Consider the following 22,199-nt stretch of genomic DNA (forward strand, 5'->3'; position numbering starts at 1 on the left):
GCATGAACGAGTTGTTCCAGGGGCCTGACTCGATCACTGGCATGGGGCACGATTCGTCGGCGTCGCCCGTCTGGCCTGCGGGAGTCCGGGTTGATACTCGGTGAACGGCATGAACGAGCCGTTCCAGGGCACTGACCCGACCACTGGCACGGGGCACGATCCGGCGGCGTCGCCCGCCCGCCACCCGGGGCGCGACCAGGCGGACACGTGCGCCCGGCCACCAGGCCGAGCCGGGATGTCGACGAGCGTTGGTGGTGCCCTGTGGATCTTTTCCGCACCAAGTCCGTTGAACAGTCCATCAGGGACACCGAGGACCCGCGCCACCGCCTGCGGCGCAGCCTGAGCGCGCTCGACCTGACCGTGTTCGGCGTCGGCGTGATCGTCGGCACCGGCATCTTCGTGCTGACCGGCCGGGTCGCGCGGGAGAACGCCGGGCCGGCCGTCGTCCTGTCGTTCGTCGTGGCCGCCGTGGTGTGCGGGCTCGCCGCGCTGTGCTACGCCGAGTTCGCCTCGACGCTGCCGGTCGCCGGGTCCGCGTACACCTTCTCCTACGCCACACTCGGCGAGTTCCCGGCCTGGATCATCGGCTGGGATCTGATGCTGGAGCTCGCGCTCGCCGCCGCGGTCGTGTCCGTCGGCTGGTCGGGGTACGTGACCAGCCTGCTCGCCACGCTCGGGATCGAGCTGCCGGCGGCGATCGCGGGGGAGAGCGGCCTGGTCAACGTGCCCGCGGTGCTCATCGTGCTCTTGCTCACCGCGGCGCTTGTGGCGGGCATCCGCCTGTCGGCCCGGGTGAACCTGATCATGGTGGCCGTCAAGCTGTCGGTGATTCTGCTGGTGCTCGTGGCGGGCCTGTTCTTCATCAACGGCGCCAACTACAGCCCGTTCATCCCGCCCCCGGTCTCCACACCCGGGGTCCAGGGCGTCTCGGCGCCGCTGATCCAGGTCCTGTTCGGCGTGACCCCCGTCGCCTTCGGGGTCTTCGGCGTCTTCTCCGCCGCCGCGATCGTCTTCTTCGCCTACATCGGCTTCGACATCGTGGCGACGGCCGCGGAGGAGACCCGCAACCCCGCCCGGGACCTGCCCATCGGCATCCTCGGCTCGCTCGGGCTGTGCACGCTGCTGTACGTGGCGGTCTCCCTCGTCATCGTCGGCATGCAGCCCTACGACCGGCTCAGCGAGGCCGCGCCGCTCGCCGACGCCTTCCGCGCCGTGGGCGCGCCCTGGATCGCCTCGCTGATCAGCGTCGGCGTCGTCGCCGGGCTCACCACCGTCATGCTGATCCTGATGCTCGGGCAGAGCCGGGTGTTCTTCGCGATGAGCCGCGACAACCTGCTGCCCCCCGCCCTGGCCGAGGTGCATCCGCGGTTCCGTACGCCGTACCGGGTGACCATCATCATCGGCGTGGTGACGGCGGCGCTGGCGGGGCTGATCCCGCTGTCGGCGCTGGCCGAGCTGGTGAACATCGGCACGCTGTTCGCCTTCGTCGTGGTGTCGGCCGGTGTGGTCATCCTGCGCCGGACCCGGCCGGACCTGCACCGCGCCTTCCGGGTGCCGTGGGTCCCCGTGGTGCCGGCGCTGTCGGTGCTGGCCTGCCTGTATCTGATGCTCAACCTGCCGGTGGACACCTGGCTGCGCTTCATCGCCTGGATGGCGCTCGGCATCGTCATCTACTGGCTGTACGGCTCGCGCCACAGCCGGGTCGCCCGACCCGCGGACCAGCAGGCCGCCGAGCCCCCGGTCACCCCATGACGTCCAGCAGCCCGCCCACGCCTTGAACGGCGAGCGCGCCCCCGGCCACCAGCAGCAGCGCCCCGCTGCCGCCCAGCAGGAGCCGGTAGGCCCGCCGCCCGAGCCGGTGCCGCCCGGCCCCGATGAGACCGGCGAGGACGGCCTTGGACCCCACCAGAACCAGGTAGAAGCCGAACAGGAAGGCCAACGCGATCGCCGGCGTCCGTCCCCAGGCGGCGACGAACGCCGGCGCCCCGACCGCGATCCAGAACAGCCAGGCGTGCGGGTTGAGCATGTTGATCACGACGCCGTGCAGGAGTTCCCTGGCGCCGGAGGGCGGCTCCCCGCCCCCGGCCGGCCGTTCCGCCTGCCGGGCGTCCCTGATCGTGGAGACGCCCAGATGGACGACGTACAGGCCGCCGGCGAGCGACAGCGCCGCCACGAACGCCGCCGGCAGCGCGCCGACGGCGGTTGTGGTGAGCAGGACCACCGGAAGGTCGGACAGCAGCGGGACGCAGGCGATGCGCAGCCCGGCGGCGAAGCCGCCCCGCAGGCTGGCCGCGATCACCAGGCTCAGCAGCGGCCCGGGGCTCAGCCCGGCCCCGAAGCCGAGGCTGATGCCGAGCAGCAACTCCCGCATGCGCCGTCCCCCGTCATCCCCGTCCGTCCAGTTTGCTGCTGGCAGACTAGGGGATGGCCGGACGGGCTTAGAAGTCGAAGACGGCTCCGGTGGCGGCCTTCAACTCGCACTTGTTCCCGAACGTCCTCTCAAAGGAGACCTTGTGCCCATCCCACTGGCCGGTCGCCTGCACGGTGTGGGGGTCGAACAGAGAGAAGCACAGGGAGTCCTGGGGCAGCCGCATGGTCCTGAGGTCGCCGGACGCCTTCCGCAGCGCGTCGCAGGCGGCGGCCGCCTTGGGGTGGGTGCCGCCGTCCGGGTCGCAGGTGAGCTTCACGGTGACGGCGTCCTTCGACGCGCCGGTGGTGATACTGAGGGTGAGGTCGCCGAGGGGCTCGTCGGCTGCGGCGGCGGCTTTCGCGGCGGCGGCCTTGGCGGCGGCGGCTTTCGCGGCGGCGGCTTTCGCGGCGGCGGCCTTGGCGGCGGCGGCCTTGGCGGCGGCGGCTTTCGCGGCGGCGGCTTTCGCGGCGGCGGCCTTGGCGGCGGCGGCTTTCGCGGCGGCGGCTTTCGCGGCGGCGGCCTTGGCGGCGGCGGCTTTCGCGGCGGCGGCCTTGGCGGCGGCGGCTTTCGCGGCGGCCGGTTTAGCGGCGGCGGCCGGTTTGACGGCGGCGGCCGGTTTCGCCGCAGCCGGTCCCGCAGCGGCCGACGCCGTGCCGGAGATGGCCGTTCCCAGTATGAGGAGGCCGCCCAGAGCCGCCGCGTGGAGCATTCTCATGGTGTGTCCCCTTTCGCGACGTGGATGGTCGACACCATTGGGCTGTCCGGCGGCCAATCGGGTCAACCGAACTTGGCGGGCGGTAACCGCGGAGGATTCGCCCGGAGGCGAAGACCACCAGGTCAGCGGTGCTGTCGCCGCCTGAGCTGAGCCGGACTCAAATGTACTTTTCGGAATCTTTCAGACATTTAACCGGCGTACCTCCGGCCGCATCGGGACGGTCCCGGGGACCGGCCCGGCAGCGGTGATCAGAACTGGCAGCGGTGATCAGAAGGCGAAGATCGAGCCGGTGGTGGCGCTCATCCAGCACCGGTTGGTGAAGGTGCGCTGGTAGAAGACCTGTCGCCCCCGCCAGTGGCCCGACGCCGTGGCCACGTGCGGGTCGTACACCGCCACGCAGGAGGTGCCGGGCGGCGCGTCCAGCCGGGTGAGGTCGCCGTCAACCGAGCGCAGCAAGTCGCAGGCTTCCACGGGACGCGGGTGCGCGCCGCCGTCCGGATCACAACCGAGCACCAGCGAGGTGGTCGAGCCGTTCTGCCGGACTTCGACGGTCAGCGTCAGCCTGCTGCTCTGCGGCGCGGCGGCCTCGGCGGCGGGGGCCAGGCAGAGCAGGAGTGCGCCGCTCAGCAGCGCGGATGTCGCGGGTGTCATTGCTTTCATCGTTATGGCTCCCGTCGTCACAGATGCGAACCCGGCACATCATGCGGCGCGAGCGTGTCCGCGATCCGCGACGGCGCGCCGCGACCGGCAGAGTCGATGCGTGAACCGGGGCGCCCGTTTGACCCCGCCGGGCCCGCTTGAGCGGCCTCTTGCCCAGGTCATTGACCCTGGAGGCCATCGGGCAGGAACCGGGCAGAACCGGGCACGCAACCGCCGACCCGGTCGGCGGGGCGGACCAGGACGAAACCCAGGACGTTGGTTCAGGATTCAGCCCGGGACGTGGCCGAGGGCACGACGGCGCCCCGGTCGGCGGGGCGGCCTGGGACGCAATGCAGGACGTGGTTCAGGATTCAGCCCGGGACGTGGCCGAGGGCACGACGGCGCCCCGGTCGGCGGGGCGGACCAAGACGCGGACGCCGGTCGGCCGATCAGGTCGCCGTCAACGTGCCCTCGCCCGCAGGCGGGACGCTGGACGGTCAGGCCTTGGTCTTCAGGCGGAGCAGGGCCTTGGACAGCGGTCGGGCGGTGAGCGCGATCTGCCACTCGCGTGCGCCCAGCTCGCGCAGCCGGGTCGCGATGCCCTCCTCGGAGATGTCCTCGGGGGGATCCCAGGTGAGCCGGCGTACGACGTCGGGCTGGAGCAGGTTCTCCGTCGGCAGGCGGTGCTCGTCGGCGAGGGCGGCGACGGCGGCGCGGGCCGCGGTGAGCCGGGCCGCGGCGGCGGGGTCGCGGTCGGCCCAGCGGTTGGCGGGGGGCGGCCCGTCCCCGGGCCCGCTCGGCTGGGGGAGCCGGGCGTCCTGCAGCATCCGCGCCCGGCTGATCGCGTTCAGCCAGTCCCGCAGGTGGCGGCGGGCGGCCCGGTTGGTGAACGCGGGGATCTCGGTGAGCGCCTTGGTGGTGCGGGGCATCTCCAGCGCCGCTGTGACGATCGCGGCGTCGGGCAGCACCCGGCCGGGGGCGAGGTCGGCCTCGCGGGCGATGCGGTCTCGCAGCGTCCACAGCTCGCGCACCACGGCGAGCCCGCGGACCGAGCGCACCCGGTGGATGCCGGAGGTACGCCGCCACGGGTCGGCGCGCGGCGCCGACGGGGGAGCGGCCAGGATCGCGGCGAACTCCTCGCGCGCCCACTCCAGCTTGCCGGCGTCGGCGAGCTCCTGGTGCAGGGCGTCGCGCAGCTCGACGAGCAGCTCCACGTCGAGCGCGGCGTAACGCAGCCACTCCATGGGCAGCGGCCGGGTGGACCAGTCGGCCGCCGAGTGCACCTTCTCCAGCCGGAAGCCCAGCACGTTCTCCACCATCGTGCCGAGCCCGACCCGCTCGTAGCCGAGCAGCCGGCCAGCCAGCTCGGTGTCGAACAGCGCCCGGGGGCGGAAGTCCAGCTCGGTGAGGCAGGGCAGGTCCTGCGTCGCGGCGTGCAGCACGATCTCGGCGCCGTCCAGCGCGGCGGCCAGCTCACCCAGCCCGGACAGGCCCACGGGGTCGATCAGCACCGTCCCGGAGCCGGCGCGGCGGATTTGCACCAGGTAGGCCCGGCCGCTGTAGCGGTAGCCGGAGGCCCGCTCGGCGTCGACCGCCACCGGACCGGTGCCGGCCGCCAGCGCGCGGGTCGCCTCCGCCAGACCCGCGGCGTCCGTCACCACCGGTGGCACGCCTTCGCGCGGTTCCAGCAGCGGGACGATGTCGCTCTCTTCGATCACGATCTATGGGACTCCCGATCTTCCCTACGAGGAGGCCTTGGGGGAAGTGCCGCCACATCGGATGGTAGCGGCGGAATTCCAGCGGCCAAGCACAACATGTCGCACCATGCCGCCACATGAGCCGACAAATCCTCCTGTTGAGGGGACCAGGAAGCCCGGAGCTCCAGCTCGGTGGTCACCGGATCGCCGTCCTTGTTGCCGAAGCCCTCGGAGACCGCCCGGGTGACCGTGCCGCCCGCCGCCAGATACCGCGCCCCGTGCGCGTCCAGGGACTCGGTGAGCCAGCTCCAGGCCACCGGCCCGAGCAGCGGGTCGTTCGTCATCTCCGGCTCGGTCTCGGCCCGCACGTACGCCACCAGCCGGAACGGTCCGTCCCAGCCGCGCTGGCCGTCGGGGTCGAACAGCAGGATCAACCGGCCGACCGCGAGCTCCTCGTCGTCGCCGGGGCGGTACACCGTCGCGCCCACCGCGGCCGAGTAGGGGGCCAGCCGCTGCGGGGCCGGGATGTCCTCAAGCTCGATCTCGTCTCGGGGCCGCGCGGCGCGCAGGCTCTCCCGCGCCCGCTGGAACGAGGCGGGCAGCGGCGCGTCACCGAGGGCCATGACTGCAGGGTAGGCCGGATGCGGCAGGGCGCGAAGCAGCGGGGTGGTCACGGCGGTCACCGAAGCTGATCAAGCCGCCCACCGTCGGCACAGCGCTGAGTGCGGCGTTCGGGGGAACTCCACATCGCGGTCATCGTCGCGGACCTTTCGTTGAGTCCCTTGCATGGGTCGGGTCCGACGTTGACACGTCACGCCGACATTTCCGCGCATCGCGCTCGGCGTGTCCCGAAAGTGGTATCAGAATCGTTGCTCCACGGTGAGTTGGCGGAAGTTTTCCGCTCCCGCGCCGCCGAATTGGAGTTCCCGTTGCTTTCGGAGGCGTGGCGGGTGCCGAGGCGGGCCCGGGACGTGGGACCCTGGACGGGTGAATCCCCAGCTTGCCGATTCCGCCTTCATCCGTGCCTGCCGCCGCCAGACGGTGCCGCACACCCCCGTGTGGTTCATGCGCCAGGCCGGCCGGTCGCTGCCGGAGTACCGCAAGGTGCGTGAGGGCGTGCCGATGCTCACCGCGTGCGCCACGCCGGACCTGGTCGCCGAGATCACGATGCAGCCCGTGCGGCGGTACGGCGTGGACGCCGCCATCCTGTTCAGCGACATCGTGGTCCCGCTCGTGGCCGTCGGCGTCGAGCTGGACATCAAGCCCGGCGTCGGCCCGGTCGTGGAGAACCCGATCCGCGACCGCGCGGGGGTGGCCGCGCTGCGCCCGCTCGAACCCGGCGACGTGCCGTACGTGACCGAGGCGGTGCGGACGCTCACCGGCGAACTGGGCGGCACGCCGCTGATCGGCTTCGCGGGGGCGCCGTTCACCCTCGCGTCGTACCTGATCGAGGGCGGCCCGTCGAAGAATCACGACCACACCAAGGCCATGATGTACGGCGAGCCCGAGCTGTGGCACGCCCTCATGGAGCGGCTGAGCGAGATCGCCCTCGGCTTCCTGCGCGTGCAGGTCGAGGCCGGGGCCTCGGCCGTGCAACTGTTCGACTCGTGGGTGGGCGCGGTCGGCCCGGCGGACTACCGCGAGTTCGTGCTGCCGCACACCTCGCGGATCTTCGCGGGACTCACCGACCTCGACGTGCCCCGCATCCACTTCGGCGTGGGCACCGGCGAGCTGCTCGGCCTGCTCGGCGAGGCGGGCGCCGACGTCGTCGGCGTCGACTGGCGGGTGTCCCTGGACGAGGCGGCGCTGCGCGTGGGCCCGGGCAAGGCGCTGCAGGGCAACCTCGACCCGGCCGTGCTGCTGGCCCCCTGGGCGGTCGTCGAGCGCCGCGCCCGCGAGGTGCTGGAGCGGGGGCGGGTCGCCGAAGGGCACGTGTTCAACCTGGGCCACGGCGTCCTGCCGTCCACCGACCCCGATCAGCTCGCCCGCCTCACCGCCCTCGTCCACGAGGTCTCCGCACGCTGACGACGCGGGTCGTGCCGGCCCGCCCACCCCGGCGTACGCGCCGGATGGCCCTGGTGGGCGGGCCGGCACGGCGTCACTGCGGCGGTGCGGTGCGGCTCGTCACGGTGTGGCTGGTCGTGGGGTTGCTGGTGGAGGTGTGGGGCGGCGCGGTGGCGGCCGTCGCGGTGGGGGTCGCTGCGGCGCCGACCGGGTCCTGCGGGGGCGCGCCGGGGAACGGCGGGCCGGGCGTGGCCGGGGCCGGGGGCGGGGAAGCGGCGGCGGGCCTCGGGCGCAGGCGGCGCAGCAGCAGCCTGAGCACGAGCGCCAGCAGGATGAACACCACCAGCCAGGGCAGCAGCACGCCGAGGATCGTCAGCCCGATCTTGACGGCGGCGACCAGCGCCTTCCATCCGGTCGCCAGCCCGCCGAGGAAGCCGTCCGGCTCGTCGTCGTCATCCGGCGGCGCGGCGGCGGGACCGATCAGGTTGAGGGTGATCGTCGCCATGCTGGTGCGGGCGGCGAGGGCCTTCTGCCGGGCCTGGAGCGCCTCCAGATCGGCCGTGCGCTGGGAGATCTCCCGCTCGATCTCCAGCACCTCGCCGATCTTCTCGGCCTTCGTCAGCAGCGTGCGGAACTGGGCGAGGGCGGCCTCGGCCGACTTGACGCGCGCGGCGACGTCGGCGACCTCCTCGGTCACGTCCTCGGTGCCCTGGTGCAGGTTCTCACGCTTGCCGAGGTCCCGGCCGAACTGCCCGATCACCGTCGGATACCGGTCCGGGGGCACCTTGAGGATGAGCGTCGCCCGGCTGCCACCGCCGTCGAAGGAGTCGCTGCGCTCGTCGGCGACGTAGCCTCCGGCGGCGATCGCGAGTTGCTTGGCCTTCTCGGCGGCCGCGGCCACGTCCTTGGCCCGTACGGTCATCTCCGCGGTGTAGACGATCGCCCGGTCCTCCGGCTGGACGTTGATCTGCGGCTGCGACCCCTCGCCCTGGCGCTCGCCGTCCTTGGCGGCCAGGCTCGTCGCGGTGTCCGCCGCACCGGACCCGTCCGCGGCCGAGCGGCCGGCCGCCTCCTGATCCGCGCTCTGCGGCGCCGCCAACCCTCCCGACGCCGACTCCGCACCGCCGCACCCGGTGAGGATCAGCGCTCCCGCGACCGCGAACAGCGCGGGCCATAATCTCAGCGCGGGCCATGACCTGTGCCTGACCGCCCGGGCGTCATCCCGGACCCCGTTGATGCTCATGCTCTCTTGACGGAGTCCGCGGGGCTCGGGTTTGACGCGCGGTGTCACGATGACGTTACGTATCGGACAAACCTCGTTATACGCGGGTGACGCGCCCCACCAGGGCCGGGGAGCAGGCCGGACCGGGGCGGCCTCACGGTAACGTCTGTGGTATGGCAGGAAGATCGAGGGGCGAGGGCGGCCTGGACGACGGCCCGGATCAGGCCGGGCGGCGGCATGTCGCGATCATTGGCGGGGGAGTCGCGGGCATGGCCGCCGCGTGGTACCTCGGACGGGACGGCGGCGACCGGGTACGGGTCACGGTGCTGGAGGGCGCCAAGCGGATCGGCGGCAAGCTGCGCGCCTCCGAGGTGGCCGGGGTGCCGGTGGACGAGGGGGCCGAGGCGATGCTGGCCCTGCGCCCCGAGGGCCGGGAGCTGGCCAAAGGCGCCGGGCTCGGCGACGAGCTGGTGGAACCGGCCGCGGTCTCGGCGTCCCTGTGGTCGCGCGGCGCGCTGCGGGAGATGCCCAAGGGCAACGTGATGGGCGTGCCGTCCGACCTGGCCGCGCTCGGCCGCTCGGGCGTGCTGTCGCCGCTCGGCTTCCTGCGGGTCCCGCTGGACCAGGTGCTGCCACCCACGTACGTCAGGACCGACGTCTCGGTGGCCGCGTACGTGCGCGCCCGCATGGGCGAGGAGGTCGTGGACCGGCTGGTCGAGCCCATGCTCGGCGGCGTCTACGCCGGACGCGCCGAGTACCTGTCGCTCGACGCCACCATGCCGCACATCGCGACCGCCGCGCGCACCGAGCGCTCGCTGCTCGCGGTCGCACGCGGGATCGTCGCGGAGGGCGCGGGCCGGTCCAAGGGCCCGGCGTTCACCACCCTCGCCCGCGGCATGGGCACGCTGCCGGAGGCGGTGGCCGCCGCGTCGGGGGCCGAGATCCGCACCGACACCATGGTCAGGGAGCTGCGCCGTACCGAGACCGGGTGGCGGCTGGTCGTCGGCCCGGCGCGGGCACCGGAGCAGATCGAGGCCGACGCGGTGATCCTGGCGCTGCCCGCCACCCCGGCGGGCAGGCTGCTTGAGCAGGACGTCCCCAAGGCGGCGGCGGAGCTGGCCAGGATCGAGTACGCGAGCATGGCGATCGTCACCCTCGCCTACCCGCGCTCGGCGTTCCCGGCGATCCCCGAGCACAGCGGCTACCTGGTGCCGCCGGTGGAGGGCCGGGCGGTGAAGGCGGTGACGTTCAGCTCGGTCAAGTGGCCGCACCTGGCGAAGGCCGCGAGCGACCTGGTGATCCTGCGCTGCTCGATCGGCCGCATCGGCGAGGAGCACCTGCTGCAGCGCGACGACGCCGAGCTGGTCGCGCTGGCGATGGCGGAGATGACCGAGGTGATGGGCGTGCGCGGGCTGCCGCGCGACAGCCGGGTGACCCGGTGGGGCGGCTCGCTCCCGCAGTACAACGTGGGCCACCTGGACCGGGTGGCGCGCGTCCGGGCGGCGGTGGCGGTGCAGCCGGGCCTGGCGGTGTGCGGCGCCGCCTACGACGGCGTCGGCATCCCCGCCTGCGTCGCCACGGCCCGTACGGCGGTGGGCCGGATTCTGGACCACCTCGACCCCCAGGGACAATGGCGGCATGACCGAGGAAAGACAACGGCCAAAAGCGCGTGATCTCAACGAAGTGATCCGCTACACCATGTGGTCGGTGTTCCGGCTGCGCGACCGCCTGCCCGAGGACCGCGAGGACCTCGCCGGCGAGGTCGGCGACCTGCTCACCCAGGGCGGGCTCAAGGACGTGGTGACGCGCGGCTGCTACGACGTGGCGGGATTCCGTGCCGACGCCGACTACATGTTCTGGTGGCACGCGCCGAGCGCCGAGGACCTGCAGGAGCTGTACGGGCGCTTCCGGCGCACCCGGCTGGGCCGGGCGAGCGAGCCGGTCTGGTCGGTGATGGGCCTGCACCGCCCGGCCGAGTTCAACCGCTCGCACATCCCGGCGTTCCTCGCCGAGGAGGAGCCGCGCGGCTTCGTGTGCGTGTACCCGTTCGTGCGGTCCCTGGAGTGGTACCTGCTGGACGAGAAGGAGCGGCGGGAGCTGCTGGCCGAGCACGGCCGCATGGCCCGGGGCTTCCCGGACGTGCGGGCGAACACGGTGGCCTGCTTCGCCCTCAACGACTACGAGTGGATGCTCGCGTTCGAGGCCGACGAGCTGCACCGCATCGTCGACCTGATGCGGCACCTGCGCGGGGCGCGGGCGCGCAGGCACACCCGTGTAGAGATCCCGTTCTACACCGGTACGCGAAAGCCGCTCGGGGAGTTGATCGCCGCTCTGCCGTAGCCATACGTATTTTGCCTGTTTTGCCGTGATCGATCGTTAAGCTTGGCATACTGCAGCAGTACGTACGGTGAGATGGGCGGCGGGGTGGCACGTTCGAGAGGACGTAGGCGCAAGGCGCGGCGGTCACGAGGTCCGGTGAGGATCGCCGCGTACGCGGCCGTTCCGCTGGTCCTCGCAGGCGGGATCGTGGCGGTCCGGGCATGGCATCCCGGCGGCGAGGCCGGTGTCGCGTCGCCGCCCCCGGCGTTCGCCGCCCGTTCCGCTCCCACCTCAGCCGAGCCCGAGGCAGGCGCGGGCAAGGCCGAGGCGGCGAGCGACGACGCCGTTCCGCGCCCCGAGCCGAGTCCGTCCGGCGAATCCGAGTCCGGGCAACCGGACGCGAAGAAGCCCGGCGAGAAGAAGTCGGACACGAAGAAGTCCGAGACCAAGAAGTCCGACGAGAAGTCCGGTGAGGAGTCCGGCGAGGAGTCCGGCGAAAAGTCGGGTGAGGAGTCCGGCGACGACGCCGCCACGGGCGAGAGCGGCGGCGGAGGCGTGGTCGAGCCCGTGGGCGAGGCGGACGCCGCCGGGCTGGCCGGTCTCCTCGTGCCGGAGATCGGCGCGACCGCCTCCGACGAGCCCGGCACCGAGGAGCCGTCGGACAAGTCGGACAAGTCCGACGGGGCCGAGAAGCAGCCGTCGGGCAAGGCCGTCCCGGGCCACTCCAAGCACACCGACGGGGAGGCCCTGGGCTACTTCCTGTGGCGCTGGGGGCAGAAGGACGCCGCGATCAAGCGGATCACCGACATCCGCACCGTCGGCGGCTACCTGCGCATCTACACCAAGCTGCCGGACACCGCGGTGAACTCCCGGCACGCGGTCAAGCTGTGCGAACGCGGCCGGGAGTACCTGAGCGAGGAACGGGGCGTCCGCCACCCGGTGGTGTTCGTGCACGCCCGCGCCGGTCTGAACGGCAACCCCGTCCTCGCCAACGATCTCGGGAAGAGCGACAAGAACTGCCGCCTTACGACTCCTCGGCCGGGATGAGCCGCAGGGAGACCGAGTTGATGCAGTAGCGGTCGTCGGTCGGGGTCGGATAGCCCTCGCCGTGGAAGACGTGACCCAGGTGGGAGTCGCACCGGGCGCAGCGCACCTCGACGCGCACCATGCCGAGCGAGCGGTCCTCCAGCAGGGTCACGGCCTCGGACTTGGACGGCTCGTAAAAGGACGGCCAGCCGCAATGCGAGTCGAACTTGGCCTCGGAGCGGAACAGCTCCGCGCCGCACGCGCGGCAACTATAAACGCCGACGGTCTTGGTGTCGACGTACTCACCCGTGAACGGACGCTCGGTGCCCGCCTGCCGCAGCACCCGGAACTCCTCCGGCGAGAGCAGCACGCGCCACTCCTTCTCGTCCTTTACCACCTTCTCCATAATGTCCAGCCTACCTACGGGGCCAAATGACATACGGAGCCCATCGGGCGGCTTTCCGGGTTGATTGCGGAGACGAAGCATCCTTTCGGGGGCGTTCCGACGTCTATCTAGATGTGGGGGGTTGATCACCCTTCCAGTAGAGGGCGAGACCGCTTGTCGGCCGTCTTCGGCGGCGAGTACCCGCACCCGTGCTGGGAGCCGCCGGGCGGTTGTGAGTCACCGCCGGCCGGGTAGGTCGCCAGTGCCCGGCATCGGGGAGTGCGACGGGCGGTCGTTGGTCCGTCCCGTGCGGGCGCCAGGCCCCGCCGCCAGGCAGCCCCGGGACGGACCCGCCCGACCACTCCTCCCGCCGGTTCTTTCCCTGGTCGGGACGGCAGGCCTGGGGAGGATTGTCACCGACGACGGGTAGCGTCAGCATCATGGCTTCGCCGTACATCGAGATCGACGCCGCCGGGCGGACGGTCAAGGTCACCAACCCTGACAAGATCTACTTTCCCGGGATCGGCGCGACCAAGCGCGAGCTGGTGGAGTACTACCTCGCCGTCGGCGAGGGAGCGCTGCGCGCCCTGCGCCGCCGCCCGACCTACCTCAAGCGGCACCCGGACGGCGTGCAGACCGAGGAGATCTACCAGAAACGCCTGCCGCCCCGCCACCCGGACTGGCTGGAGTCGGTCACCGTCCGCTTCCCCAGCGGCCGTACGGCCCAGGCCCTGTGCGTCACCGAGCTCGCGGCGCTCGCCTACTGCGCCAACCTCGGCACGATCGACTTCCACCCCTGGCCGACCCGCTGCGACGACGTCGAGCACCCCGACGAGCTGCGCATCGACATCGACCCACAGCCCGGCACCGGCTTCCCCGAGGCCCGCCAGGTCGCCTTCGTGGTCCGCGAGATCCTCGCCGAACTGGGCGTCACCGCCTTCCCCAAAACCTCCGGCAACCGCGGCATCCACATCGCCGTGCGCATCGAGCCGCGCTGGTCGTTCATCGAGCTGCGGCACGCCGCCATCGCCCTCGCCCGCGAGGTCGAACGGCGCGCCCCCACCCTCGCCACCACCTCCTGGTGGAAGGAGGGCCGAGGCGAACGCGTCTTCATCGACTACAACCAAAACGCCCGCGACCGCACCATCGCCAGCGCCTACTCGGTCCGCGCCAAGCCGCACGCGCCCGTCTCCACCCCAATCACCTGGGAGGAACTCCCCGACGTGGACCCACACGACTTCGACATCCGCACCGTCCCGCGCCGCTTCGCCGAGCTCGGCGACGTCCACCGCGCCATCGACGACGCCTCGTACTCCATCGACCCCCTGCTGGAGTGGTACGCCAAGGACGACCGCGGCGACGAGCCGTACCCCCCGAACTACCCGAAAATGCCGGGCGAGCCGAAACGCGTGCAGCCAAGCAAGGCCAGGCGGTCTACCAGCGAAGATGACCATACCTAGAAGGTCTTGGCGGACAGCACACCGCTCATGTCGCGGGCAGTGCTCCCGCGACGGCATCGACGACCAGTCGCGCACGCTCGCCAAGAAGGCCGGCATCGAGGACCTGCACGCGCACCGGTTCCGGCACCCCTTCGCGCACCGCTGGTTGTCGGGCGGCGGCCAGGAACGGGACCTGATGCGTCTGGCGGGGTGGCGGTCGGCCGAGATGCTCGGCCGGTACGCGGCCTCGACCGCCGACGAGCGGGCACGGGAGGCGCACAAGCGCATGGGCTTGGGCGACAAGGTGTAGGGTCACGACACCCCCCGCCTCGAAGATGAGGACGGGGGCGTCGGTGTGTGCTGATCTAGCGGCATCCTGACCCGGTCACTCCACGTACGGCTCACCGCTCGTCAACCCGTGCCGGATGCGACGCAGGATCGCCGGGTGGATGCGGTAGCCGTCGAGGTCGGCCGGATCGACCCATGCCACGTCCGCGGCTTCGCGCGGATCGGGGTCGATCCGCCCTCCGGTGACGCGGGCGCGCAGGCACACGTTGATGGGCTGACGTACCTCGTCGAGCTTCTTGCCGTGCAGGTAGGCGATCACGTGCCCAGGGTCGGAGAACACGCCGACGAGGCCGGTCGCCTCGACCTCCAGGCCGGTTTCCTCGCGGCACTCGCGTATGGCGCATTGGGCGACGGTCTCGCCCTTCTTGATGCCCCCGGTGGGGATGGTCCACAGGTCGTTGTCCGCCCGGCGGAGCAGGAGCAGGCGGCCGGCGTCGTCGAGCACGAACACCGACGCCGAGGCTTTCCGGGTGGTGGGCTTGGGCGCGTCCGGGTCGTGCCAGTAGTCGATCCGCCGGGTCCGCTTGGTCATGGCTGCTCGCTTTCGACATCCCGGGCCGAGGCCCACACACGTTCAAACGACTCGATGTAGGTGTTGAAGTAGGCGCCGTCAATGCGCCGGATGTGCATCGTCGGGGTGTAGGCGGCGAGGATGCCGTAGACATGCACGTTGATCAACATTTCGTCGTCGAAGCGGTAGATGCTGTTGTACAGCGGGGTGTCGTGCAGGCGGACCTGCACCGAGGGCGGCATCCGCTCGGAGTAGTACGCCAGTACGGCGGACACGCGACCGGCGACGCCCCCGCCGATGCGGTATTCGGTGTCGCGCGCGGCGAGTTGGCGGCCGTCGGGGTCGCCGAGCAGGAGACGGACCCGCACGCCGGCGTTGGCCTTGGCGATGAGGGTGGGGATCCAGTCGGGGTGTTCCTCGGTGAGGAACAGGCCGGCGAACGCCAGGAGGTCGATGCTGCGCTGTGAGGCGCGCTGAAGTTCGGTCCAAAGGTGCCGGGGAACGTCGGCCCGGCGAGGGTAGGTCGCGACGAGTTCGGCCCCGGCCAGGGATGCACCGTTGACCGCCTCGGGCCACAGGTAGCTCTCGTCTTCCTGGAGGATGGCGGCGACACGATAGCGGGTGCGCGGGTAGGGGATGGACTCTCCGGCGATCCAGCGTTCGACGCTCTTGGTGGACACTCCGGCCGCGTCGGCGAGACCGGCGATGTCCAGCCCGGCGCGGTGCAATGCGCGGCGTAGGCGTTCGTTCACCACTCGGCCATGTTGCCATCTTCGGACACCTCCCGGCATGTACGTGTCGGTTAGTTGTCGCTAGATGTCCACTGGTGTCGATGTGCTGTCCGTGCACGCGGCGCGACTCTGAGTCCAGGCCAGAAATGGCGGGCCCCGCCCGGCGCTGACACGCCGAACAGGGCCCTTGATCAGGAAGGTAGGTCCTGACCCGTGCCTCACATTACCGGCCCGATCCTTTCCCCCGAGATCGGGAGGAAGTGACCGTGCGCATCCTCAAGAAGATCCTCGGCGGCGGGAGGAAGGACGCGGACAGGGGGTGGACGGGCAAGTCCCGCTCGCCACTGCGCAAGGCGCGCATCGAGCACGAAGACGACTACGAGCGGCAGATCATCTGCAACAACGGCGCGTGCCCCGGGGTCAGCTTCTTCGTGAAGAAGACGCAGACCAGCGGGCGATGCGAGCGGTGCGGAACGAGGTGGCGGGTGTGACCGCCGGCGGGAGGCACCGCCTCGGCAACCCGTACGAGACGGTACGGCGGCGCCCGTGGGATCTGCACCGGCGGGCCGAGGCCGACGCGCTGAACGACCAGGAACCCGCCTGGACGGTCCTGTACGGCCCCTGGTCGCGCGCCTTCTGGGCGTTCGCGTCCTTGCCGGTGCCGCGCCCCCTGGTGATAGACGCCCGCACGGCCGAGGAACTGTGGGAACAGATGAGGGCTGCGGAGATGTCCCTCGCCCTGGCGGGAGGCCGGTCGTGAGCGGGCAGGATGGGCCGATGGGCGACCGGGGAGCCGACGCGGACATCACGAGCGGTGTCCTCACGCGGTCGGCAGACGGAAGCAAGATGCATTTTGCGTCCGCTGGCGAGGGGGCGGTCGCCCTGGAGGCGCTGCTGTCGTGGCTGGAGGCGCATTACCCGTCCTTTCTGGATCCGTGCGGGAGGCAGGTGTGATCGGCGGACCCCAGTTCCTCTCGCACATGGCCTACATCGCCTCGCCCGACCGCTTCCGGGACGACGACCCACCGCCCGTAAACGACGACCAGGCCGTGGACGACGACCCGCCCGCCGTGGACGGGCCCTGCCGCGAGCGGACACGGGAAGGAGGGCAGACGCCGTGAGCAGCGACGACGACGAGGGCATCGAGCTGGTGCGGAGGGCCTACCCCGGCTGGAAGATCTGGAAGTCCAGGTCGGCGGCCGGGGAGGTCCCCCATTACTACGCATCCCGCCGCGGTGAGACCCGCGACGGCAAGACGCCGGCCGAGCTGTGGGAAAAGCTGACGCCCGGAAAGGACGACTGAGCTGGGCGCGGCGGCATGCGAACCCCGGTGACTCTGTGGAGCGAGGGATGCAACCCCGGGGTGAACCGTGCCGTCGCGCCCGACCATCCGTGGCCCCGCCACCCCCACGGCGGGCGGCCACACCCAGGCCCGGCATCCACCGCCACAACCCTGTCCACGGTGGATGCCGGGCCTTCCCGCGCCGGTACGCGGGCCTGGTGCATTCGGCCTACGCCGGGCGCGTTCGAGATGCATCTCGAACGGGTTCCCCCACTCGGTACGTCGGTCGATGCGGACGAACAAGCCGCGCTCATCGCCCCATTCGAATAGGTGGCTGGTGCTGGCCGCGCAGGGAGACGACGACGGTCTCGCCGTTCTGGAGCGCTTGAGGAGATCGTTCTCCTCGTCGGTCCACGGGTCCGGATCAACCGGGCGCGGGAACGACTCGCCGAGTAGATCTTGCCGTCGATACCCATCGCGACCGACTGCGGAATGTTGCGGTTCGTCACGCTCCGGTTATCAGATGGTCCATCTGGACCGGCCGAGAGATCGCGCTGCACGCTCTGGTGGCTCCGCGCCGAGCGTGGCGGCCAGGCGGTCGCGCTCGGCGGGCGGGGGACGTGCCCCGACCAGTTTCGACCACGCGTAACACGCACTCTGGTCGCCTGACGCGCGCCCGCACGCGAGAGCGCGCGGAGGTGCGCCGCCGGTCTGCTCGACGGCCTCGGCGTCACGCGGGGCCCCCGCCTGCGAGCACACCGCCGAGTGCGCCCGGCCCGGACCCGGTGTGCCCGCGCGCCCCTCGCCCTGGCGGACGCCGGGGGCACTCGTGAGCGATCACCGGATGCACGAGTTCGGGCCCATCGAGCAGGACGAGCAGGGCCACCTGTCCGCCGAGCACGAGGACACCGGCTGGACCATCAAGGCGCCCGACGAGCCGACCCCCACCGCACCCAGGCCGACCGGCGGCGAATAGCCGGTCGCCGACATCGGCGGCGGGTGGGCCGCGCGACGATCGGGTTGCACGAACTTTCCACTATGGAAACCCACGCGGATGATCGCCGCTGCCCGGGGCGAGGGGCCGTGAGCAGGAAGATCGCGGTTACCACGCGGACGCGGCGGCCGAAAACGGGACGACGCGCGAGACGCGCGGGCGAGCGGGTTGAAGCTCGGAGTGGTTGATGCGGTTTACTCCTGTGTGGGCAGGGCTTCCCAACCAGAGGAGGACGGCGATGAGCGGTAAGGTGATCTCCAGGGACGCGCGTACCGGCGCCGAGCGGCGGGAGGTCGGCGTGGAGACGCCCGCCGAGCAGATCGCCGAGATCTGCGGACGCGCCGCCGCGGCCTTCCCGGTTCTTCGCGATCTCGGCCGGGAGGAGCGCGCCCGGCTGCTGGAGGCCGTGGCCGCCGAGTTGGCGGCCGCCGAGCCCGAGCTGATCGCCGCCGCCGACGCCGAGACCGCGCTGGGCGAGGGTCGGCTCACCGGCGAGCTGGCCAGGACGTGCTTCCAGTTCCGCTTCTTCGCCGAGGTGATCAGGGACGGCGGCTACCTGGAGGTGGCGATCGACCACGCCGACCCGTCCGCGCCGCCCGCGCCCCGGCCCGAGCTGCGGCGCATGATGGTGCCGATCGGCCCGGTCGCCGTGTTCGGCGCGTCGAACTTCCCGCTCGCCTTCAGCGTGCCGGGCGGCGACACCGCCTCCGCGCTCGCGGCCGGTTGCCCGGTCGTCGTCAAGGCCCACCCGGCCCACCCCGAGACCTCCGAACTGGCCGCCGCCGCGCTGCGCCGCGCGCTCCCGCAGGACGTCTTCACCCTCGTGCACGGCTACGAGGCCGGCCGCGCCCTCGTCCAGGACCCGCGCATCCGCGCCGTCGGCTTCACCGGCTCCGAGCGCGGCGGCCGCGCCCTGTTCGACCTGGCCGTCTCCCGCCCCGACCCGATCCCGTTCTACGGCGAACTCGGCAGCGTCAACCCGCTCGTGGTCACCCCCGCCGCCGCCCGCGAACGCGGCAAGACGATCGGCGCGGGCGCCGCCGACAGCCTCACCCTCGGCATGGGCCAGTTCTGCACCAAGCCCGGCCTGATCTTCGTCCCGCGCGGCGAATCCGGCGACACCCTCGTTCACGCCCTGGTACGACGCGTCGGCGAGATCACCCCCGGCGTCCTCCTCACCGACGGCATCCGCGACGCCTACGTCGCGGGTTCCTACCGCGCCCAGCAGGAGGCCACCACCCTCTACGCCGGCGAAGCCGACGGCCCCGCCTGCGGCGCCACCCTCGTCCGCGTAGACACCCAGGCCGTCATCGACGGCAAGGCCCCGCTCGAAGAGGTCTTCGGCCCGTTCGCCGTCGTCGTCGACTACGACGACGAGCAGGACCTCCTGGCCGCCCTCACCGCCCTCAAACCCGCCCTCGTCGCCACCGTCCACGCCGAGGAATCCGAAACCGCCCTCGCCGGACGCCTGCTCGACCTCCTCACCGAACGCGTCGGCCGCATCGTCTGGAACGGCTACCCCACCGGCGTCGCCGTAGCCTGGGCCATGACCCACGGCGGCCCCTACCCGGCCACCACCGCCCCCGGCCACACCTCCGTCGGCGCGGCCTCAATCCGCCGCTGGCTCCGCCCGGTCACCTACCAGTCCGTCCCCCAGTCCCTCCTCCCGGTCTCCCTGCGCGACACCTCCCCAATGCCCCGCCGCCTCGACGGCAGGCCCATCCTCTAGCGCTCCAAGAGGTTCGGCACCGGCTGAGCCGGTTGTCATGATCCGTCAAGCGAGCCTGCGCGGCACCAGGGCCTGTTCCTCCACGCGGCCGTCTTTGCACTCCACGCGGTACGCGGTCGCGGCGGGGCGATCCGCTATCGCTTCGACGAGCCGGGTGCCCTGGTACAGGAGTCCCGCACCGGACTCGGTGGTGTATCCCACGGAGGGCAGGGCGCCTTCTCGCATCAAGGCGTGGAAGCGTTTGCGGCGCTGCAGGTAGTGGACCGCGTTGCCGTACGGCAGCAGCCCCAGACCTTCGGCCGGTCGCACGAGCGGGCCGAACGAGTCGGTGACGCCTCCGGCATGCCAGCACAGGGAGCCTGCGGACTCGCCGGCCAGCACCACGCCCGCCTCCCAGCACTCCCGCATGATGGTGTCCAGGCCATGCGCCCGCCAGACGGCGATCAGGTTGACCAGGCTGCCCCGATCGACCCAGATGACGTCCTGTGACAGGAGGTGCTCGCGTACGTCCTCCACGTTGGGCATGTCGAACAACGCCAGGTGGGACGTCCGAACCTCCGTACCGGCGAAGGCGCCGTAGAAGCCGCCGATGCTCGCGGGCTGATCGCCGCCTGCGGTGGTCACGAAGCACAGACGGGGGCGCTCGGCGGCTCTTGCCAGTTCGAAGGCGAAGGCGAAAACCGGGCCGGGCGTCCATCTGCGGCCTCCCCGGTGGAATCCCATGGTCGTGGCCACGATCGTCGGTGCCTCGGCGGTCATCCTCTGAGCGCGGCACAGCGGCTTGTGTGGCCGCGCGGAAGCTCCGAAAGTGTCCTGGCGCGTACGTGGCGTGGGTCAGCGGGCGAGGATGTTGTCGAGGTCGTAGCTGATCGGGCGTTCGAGTTGGGCGTAGGTGCAGGACTTGGGGGTTCGGTCGGGGCGCCAGCGGCGGAAGCGGGCCGTGTGGCGGAAGCGGTCGCCTTCCATGTGTTCGTAGGCGACCTCGACGACGAGGTCGGGGCGGAGGGGGATGAACGACAGGTCCTTTTTGGCGTTCCAGCGGGATACCGCGCCTGGCATGCGCTGGCCGGAGCCTGTGGCCGACTGTGGTCCGGCTTGGGACTGGGACGTCCAGGAGGCCCAGGGGTGGTCGGTCAGGTCGTCGAGGCGGTACGGCGCCAGTTCTTCGACGAGTTCCGCGCGGCGCTGCATGGTGAAGGAGGCGGCGACGCCCACGTGGTGGAGGCGGCCCGAGGAGTCGTAGAGGCCGAGCAGCAGGGAGCCGACGATCGGGCCCGATTTGTGTTCGCGGTAGCCCGCGACCACGCAGTCGGCGGTGCGCTCGTGCTTGACCTTGAACATGACGCGGCGGTCGGGCTCGTAGGGGCGGTCCACCGGCTTGACGACCAGGCCGTCGAGGCCCGCGCCCTCGAACTGGTCGAACCAGCGGGCCGCCAGGTCGTGGTCGTCGGTGACCGGCGTGAGCCGTACGTGGTCGCCGGCCTTGGCCAGGGCCTCGGTGAGGCGGGCGCGGCGTTCGGCGAACGGGCGGTCCATGAGGTTCTCGTCGCCGAGGGCGAGCAGGTCGAAGGCGACGAAGGAGGCGGGGGTCTGCTCGGCGAGCAGGCGCACCCGTGAGGCGGCCGGGTGGATGCGCTGCTGGAGCGCGTCGAAGTCGAGCGTCTGGCCGCGGCGCAGGATGATCTCGCCGTCGATCACGCAGCGGTCGGGGAGCTCGGCGCGGATCGCCTCGATCAGTTCCGGGAAGTAGCGGGTGAACGGGTGTTCGTTGCGGCTGCCCAGGTAGACGGTGTCGCCGGAGCGGAACACGATGCAGCGGAAGCCGTCCCATTTGGGCTCGTACAGCAGCGAGCCGTCCTGGGGCGGCAGCGTCTTGACGGCCTTGGCGAGCATCGGGGCGACCGGGGGCGGCACCGGGAGGCTTCGGCGGAGTTCCTCGACGACGGGATCCACGTCGTCGTCGGGTGCGGCATCGGTGGTGGGGTGCTCGTGGCTCATTCGTCCTCCCGTACGTACCTGCAGAACAGGAACTCGTTCTCCTCGAGGACGTGGGCCAGGCGGAGCCTGGCGGGGAAGGACGTCCCGTTCAGTATGCGCGCGGCGCCTCCGCCGACCAGCAGCGGGCTGATCGTCAGGCACAGCTCGTCGATCAGGCCCGCGGCGTTGAGCTGGCCGTTCAGCCGCGGACCGCCTTCGCACAGGATACGGCGGTGGCCGCGGTCGCGCAGCGCCTGGACGGCGAGGCGCATGTCCACCCGCTCCTCGCCGGCGATGACGACCTCGGCCTTCGACCCGGCCTCCCGGCGGCGGTCCTCGGGCGCGGACTCGGTGGTGAGGACGATCGTCCGGCCGTAGCGTGGGGCCTCCGTGAACAACGCGCCGCTCAGGTCGAGGTCGAGCCGCCGCGTGATGACCGCGATCGGGGGCGCAGGGCTGCGGCCCTCGCGGAGTTCGCGCCAGGAGGCGCGTGGGCGGGCCGGGCCGTAGCCCTCGGTGCGGACGGTGGCGGCGCCGGCGAGGACCACGTCGGCCAGCCCGCGCAGCACCCCGAAGATCCGGTGGTCGCCCTCGCTGGACAGCCCGCCGGACAGCCCTTTCAGCCAGGCCGCCCCGTCGGTGCTGGCGACCATGTTGAGCCGCAGCCAGTCGTCCTGGGGATAGGCGTAGGCGGCGGCGATGTCGACGTCTTCGGCAGGATCCGGGTGTATGCGGCGCACATCACCACAATCCCACAGACCACCGACAGCA

At 71.7% G+C, this 22,199-nt stretch carries 26 protein-coding genes; 14 read left to right on the plus strand and 12 right to left on the minus strand.

The features are described from left to right. Positions 1-261 precede the first annotated feature (261 nt). Positions 262-1,752 (plus strand): amino acid permease, encoded by a 1,491-nt coding sequence (locus tag AB0K60_RS02060; RefSeq protein WP_364047549.1) that lies wholly within the window; start codon positions 262-264, stop codon positions 1,750-1,752. Here the strand turns inward: AB0K60_RS02060 and AB0K60_RS02065 are convergent. From AB0K60_RS02065 to AB0K60_RS02085, 5 genes are all read right to left on the minus strand, one after another. Beyond that, the gene (locus AB0K60_RS02065) at positions 1,742-2,371 is read right to left on the minus strand and encodes a LysE family transporter (protein ID WP_364047551.1); all 630 of its coding nucleotides are present in this window, start codon (positions 2,369-2,371) and stop codon (positions 1,742-1,744) included. The two genes, AB0K60_RS02060 and AB0K60_RS02065, sit on opposite strands and share 11 nt — an antisense overlap. 67 nt (positions 2,372-2,438) lie before the next feature. Beyond that, positions 2,439-3,125 (minus strand): SSI family serine proteinase inhibitor, encoded by a 687-nt coding sequence (locus tag AB0K60_RS02070; RefSeq protein ID WP_364047553.1) that lies wholly within the window; start codon positions 3,123-3,125, stop codon positions 2,439-2,441. 267 nt (positions 3,126-3,392) lie between these two features. Next, positions 3,393-3,776: an SSI family serine proteinase inhibitor gene (locus AB0K60_RS02075; RefSeq protein WP_364047555.1), complete on the minus strand. Its 384-nt coding sequence runs from the start codon at positions 3,774-3,776 to the stop codon at positions 3,393-3,395. Between the two features lie 485 nt (positions 3,777-4,261). Continuing rightward, positions 4,262-5,482, minus strand: coding sequence for an HRDC domain-containing protein (locus AB0K60_RS02080; RefSeq protein ID WP_364047557.1), 1,221 nt, complete (start codon positions 5,480-5,482; stop codon positions 4,262-4,264). Further along, positions 5,479-6,084, minus strand: a complete 606-nt coding sequence (locus AB0K60_RS02085) for a DUF3000 domain-containing protein (RefSeq protein WP_364047559.1) — start codon at positions 6,082-6,084, stop codon at positions 5,479-5,481. The genes AB0K60_RS02080 and AB0K60_RS02085 overlap by 4 nt, the downstream gene beginning before the upstream one ends. A gap of 364 nt (positions 6,085-6,448) precedes the next feature. Between AB0K60_RS02085 and hemE the strand changes: the two genes are divergently transcribed. Then, complete coding sequence (hemE, locus tag AB0K60_RS02090; protein ID WP_364047561.1) at positions 6,449-7,486, plus strand: uroporphyrinogen decarboxylase; 1,038 nt, start codon at positions 6,449-6,451, stop codon at positions 7,484-7,486. A 73-nt stretch (positions 7,487-7,559) separates the two neighbouring features. On the opposite strand, the gene AB0K60_RS02095 is transcribed toward hemE, so the two are convergent. Continuing rightward, positions 7,560-8,708, minus strand: a complete 1,149-nt coding sequence (locus AB0K60_RS02095; RefSeq protein WP_364047563.1) for a DUF4349 domain-containing protein — start codon at positions 8,706-8,708, stop codon at positions 7,560-7,562. Positions 8,709-8,860: 152 nt separating this feature from the next. Here AB0K60_RS02095 and hemG point away from each other — a divergent pair, with 152 nt between their 5' ends. The 3 genes from hemG to AB0K60_RS02110 all read left to right on the plus strand — a co-directional run bounded on the left by hemG (position 8,861) and on the right by AB0K60_RS02110 (position 12,053). Further along, positions 8,861-10,360, plus strand: coding sequence for a protoporphyrinogen oxidase (gene hemG / locus AB0K60_RS02100; RefSeq protein ID WP_364047565.1), 1,500 nt, complete (start codon positions 8,861-8,863; stop codon positions 10,358-10,360). Then, positions 10,326-11,027 (plus strand): hydrogen peroxide-dependent heme synthase, encoded by a 702-nt coding sequence (gene hemQ, locus AB0K60_RS02105; RefSeq protein WP_364047567.1) that lies wholly within the window; start codon positions 10,326-10,328, stop codon positions 11,025-11,027. Before hemG ends, hemQ begins: the two co-directional genes overlap by 35 nt. A 135-nt stretch (positions 11,028-11,162) precedes the next feature. Then, a complete protein-coding gene (locus tag AB0K60_RS02110; RefSeq protein WP_364047569.1) occupies positions 11,163-12,053 on the plus strand; it encodes a hypothetical protein in 891 nt (296 codons plus the stop codon). Here the strand turns inward: AB0K60_RS02110 and msrB are convergent. Next, positions 12,031-12,438, minus strand: a complete 408-nt coding sequence (gene msrB, locus AB0K60_RS02115) for a peptide-methionine (R)-S-oxide reductase MsrB (RefSeq protein WP_364047571.1) — start codon at positions 12,436-12,438, stop codon at positions 12,031-12,033. The two genes, AB0K60_RS02110 and msrB, sit on opposite strands and share 23 nt — an antisense overlap. 419 nt (positions 12,439-12,857) lie before the next feature. On the opposite strand from msrB, the gene ligD reads away from it, so the two are divergent. Both ligD and AB0K60_RS02125 read left to right on the plus strand, forming a co-directional pair. After that, entirely contained in the window at positions 12,858-13,877 is a 1,020-nt protein-coding gene (ligD, locus tag AB0K60_RS02120; RefSeq protein WP_364047573.1) for a non-homologous end-joining DNA ligase, read from the plus strand. Further along, positions 13,864-14,166, plus strand: coding sequence for a tyrosine-type recombinase/integrase (locus tag AB0K60_RS02125; RefSeq protein WP_364047575.1), 303 nt, complete (start codon positions 13,864-13,866; stop codon positions 14,164-14,166). The genes ligD and AB0K60_RS02125 overlap by 14 nt, the downstream gene beginning before the upstream one ends. Before the next feature lie 75 nt (positions 14,167-14,241). Here the strand turns inward: AB0K60_RS02125 and AB0K60_RS02130 are convergent, their stop codons facing one another. Both AB0K60_RS02130 and AB0K60_RS02135 read right to left on the minus strand, forming a co-directional pair. Further along, positions 14,242-14,736: an NUDIX domain-containing protein gene (locus tag AB0K60_RS02130; RefSeq protein ID WP_364047577.1), complete on the minus strand. Its 495-nt coding sequence runs from the start codon at positions 14,734-14,736 to the stop codon at positions 14,242-14,244. Then, positions 14,733-15,470 carry a helix-turn-helix transcriptional regulator gene (locus AB0K60_RS02135; protein ID WP_364047579.1) on the minus strand — a complete coding sequence of 246 codons (738 nt, stop codon included), beginning with the start codon at positions 15,468-15,470 and terminating at the stop codon, positions 14,733-14,735. Before AB0K60_RS02135 ends, AB0K60_RS02130 begins: the two co-directional genes overlap by 4 nt. A gap of 242 nt (positions 15,471-15,712) precedes the next feature. Between AB0K60_RS02135 and AB0K60_RS02140 the strand changes: the two genes are divergently transcribed. The 7 genes from AB0K60_RS02140 (at position 15,713) to AB0K60_RS02170 (ending at position 19,451) form a co-directional block, all read left to right on the plus strand. After that, positions 15,713-15,937, plus strand: a complete 225-nt coding sequence (locus AB0K60_RS02140) for a hypothetical protein (protein ID WP_364047581.1) — start codon at positions 15,713-15,715, stop codon at positions 15,935-15,937. Continuing rightward, entirely contained in the window at positions 15,934-16,206 is a 273-nt protein-coding gene (locus tag AB0K60_RS02145) for a hypothetical protein (protein WP_364047583.1), read from the plus strand. Before AB0K60_RS02140 ends, AB0K60_RS02145 begins: the two co-directional genes overlap by 4 nt. Continuing rightward, on the plus strand, positions 16,203-16,400 hold the full coding sequence (locus tag AB0K60_RS02150) for a hypothetical protein (RefSeq protein ID WP_364047585.1): 198 nt from the start codon (positions 16,203-16,205) through the stop codon (positions 16,398-16,400). Before AB0K60_RS02145 ends, AB0K60_RS02150 begins: the two co-directional genes overlap by 4 nt. Then, entirely contained in the window at positions 16,397-16,567 is a 171-nt protein-coding gene (locus tag AB0K60_RS02155; RefSeq protein ID WP_364047587.1) for a hypothetical protein, read from the plus strand. Before AB0K60_RS02150 ends, AB0K60_RS02155 begins: the two co-directional genes overlap by 4 nt. Beyond that, the gene (locus AB0K60_RS02160) at positions 16,564-16,749 is read left to right on the plus strand and encodes a hypothetical protein (protein ID WP_364047588.1); all 186 of its coding nucleotides are present in this window, start codon (positions 16,564-16,566) and stop codon (positions 16,747-16,749) included. The genes AB0K60_RS02155 and AB0K60_RS02160 overlap by 4 nt, the downstream gene beginning before the upstream one ends. Positions 16,750-17,557: 808 nt before the next feature. Further along, positions 17,558-17,704 carry a hypothetical protein gene (locus AB0K60_RS02165; protein ID WP_364047590.1) on the plus strand — a complete coding sequence of 49 codons (147 nt, stop codon included), beginning with the start codon at positions 17,558-17,560 and terminating at the stop codon, positions 17,702-17,704. A gap of 256 nt (positions 17,705-17,960) precedes the next feature. Then, positions 17,961-19,451 (plus strand): aldehyde dehydrogenase (NADP(+)), encoded by a 1,491-nt coding sequence (locus AB0K60_RS02170; protein ID WP_364047592.1) that lies wholly within the window; start codon positions 17,961-17,963, stop codon positions 19,449-19,451. 45 nt (positions 19,452-19,496) lie between these two features. On the opposite strand, the gene AB0K60_RS02175 is transcribed toward AB0K60_RS02170, so the two are convergent. From AB0K60_RS02175 to AB0K60_RS02185, 3 genes are all read right to left on the minus strand, one after another. Further along, positions 19,497-20,210: a peptidase E gene (locus AB0K60_RS02175; protein WP_364047594.1), complete on the minus strand. Its 714-nt coding sequence runs from the start codon at positions 20,208-20,210 to the stop codon at positions 19,497-19,499. Positions 20,211-20,285: 75 nt separating this feature from the next. Next, the gene (locus tag AB0K60_RS02180) at positions 20,286-21,449 is read right to left on the minus strand and encodes an ATP-dependent DNA ligase (RefSeq protein ID WP_364047596.1); all 1,164 of its coding nucleotides are present in this window, start codon (positions 21,447-21,449) and stop codon (positions 20,286-20,288) included. Further along, entirely contained in the window at positions 21,446-22,168 is a 723-nt protein-coding gene (locus AB0K60_RS02185) for a pyrimidine reductase family protein (RefSeq protein WP_364047598.1), read from the minus strand. Before AB0K60_RS02185 ends, AB0K60_RS02180 begins: the two co-directional genes overlap by 4 nt. Positions 22,169-22,199: the final 31 nt, after the last annotated feature.

Origin of the sequence: Thermopolyspora sp. NPDC052614 (genome assembly GCF_040678635.1) — a bacterium.
Lineage (GTDB): Bacteria > Actinomycetota > Actinomycetes > Streptosporangiales > Streptosporangiaceae > Thermopolyspora.

Coding starts and splice junctions, on each gene's coding strand:
- AB0K60_RS02065 (WP_364047551.1), bottom strand. CDS start 2,371: ATGCGGGAGTTGCTGCTCGGCATCAGCCTCGGCTTCGGGGCCGGGCTG.
- AB0K60_RS02070 (WP_364047553.1), bottom strand. CDS start 3,125: ATGAGAATGCTCCACGCGGCGGCTCTGGGCGGCCTCCTCATACTGGGA.
- AB0K60_RS02075 (WP_364047555.1), bottom strand. CDS start 3,776: ATGACACCCGCGACATCCGCGCTGCTGAGCGGCGCACTCCTGCTCTGC.
- AB0K60_RS02085 (WP_364047559.1), bottom strand. CDS start 6,084: ATGGCCCTCGGTGACGCGCCGCTGCCCGCCTCGTTCCAGCGGGCGCGG.
- AB0K60_RS02095 (WP_364047563.1), bottom strand. CDS start 8,708: ATGAGCATCAACGGGGTCCGGGATGACGCCCGGGCGGTCAGGCACAGG.
- hemG (WP_364047565.1), top strand. CDS start 8,861: ATGGCAGGAAGATCGAGGGGCGAGGGCGGCCTGGACGACGGCCCGGAT.
- hemQ (WP_364047567.1), top strand. CDS start 10,326: ATGACCGAGGAAAGACAACGGCCAAAAGCGCGTGATCTCAACGAAGTG.
- msrB (WP_364047571.1), bottom strand. CDS start 12,438: ATGGAGAAGGTGGTAAAGGACGAGAAGGAGTGGCGCGTGCTGCTCTCG.
- ligD (WP_364047573.1), top strand. CDS start 12,858: ATGGCTTCGCCGTACATCGAGATCGACGCCGCCGGGCGGACGGTCAAG.
- AB0K60_RS02125 (WP_364047575.1), top strand. CDS start 13,864: ATGACCATACCTAGAAGGTCTTGGCGGACAGCACACCGCTCATGTCGC.
- AB0K60_RS02130 (WP_364047577.1), bottom strand. CDS start 14,736: ATGACCAAGCGGACCCGGCGGATCGACTACTGGCACGACCCGGACGCG.
- AB0K60_RS02170 (WP_364047592.1), top strand. CDS start 17,961: ATGAGCGGTAAGGTGATCTCCAGGGACGCGCGTACCGGCGCCGAGCGG.
- AB0K60_RS02175 (WP_364047594.1), bottom strand. CDS start 20,210: ATGACCGCCGAGGCACCGACGATCGTGGCCACGACCATGGGATTCCAC.
- AB0K60_RS02180 (WP_364047596.1), bottom strand. CDS start 21,449: ATGAGCCACGAGCACCCCACCACCGATGCCGCACCCGACGACGACGTG.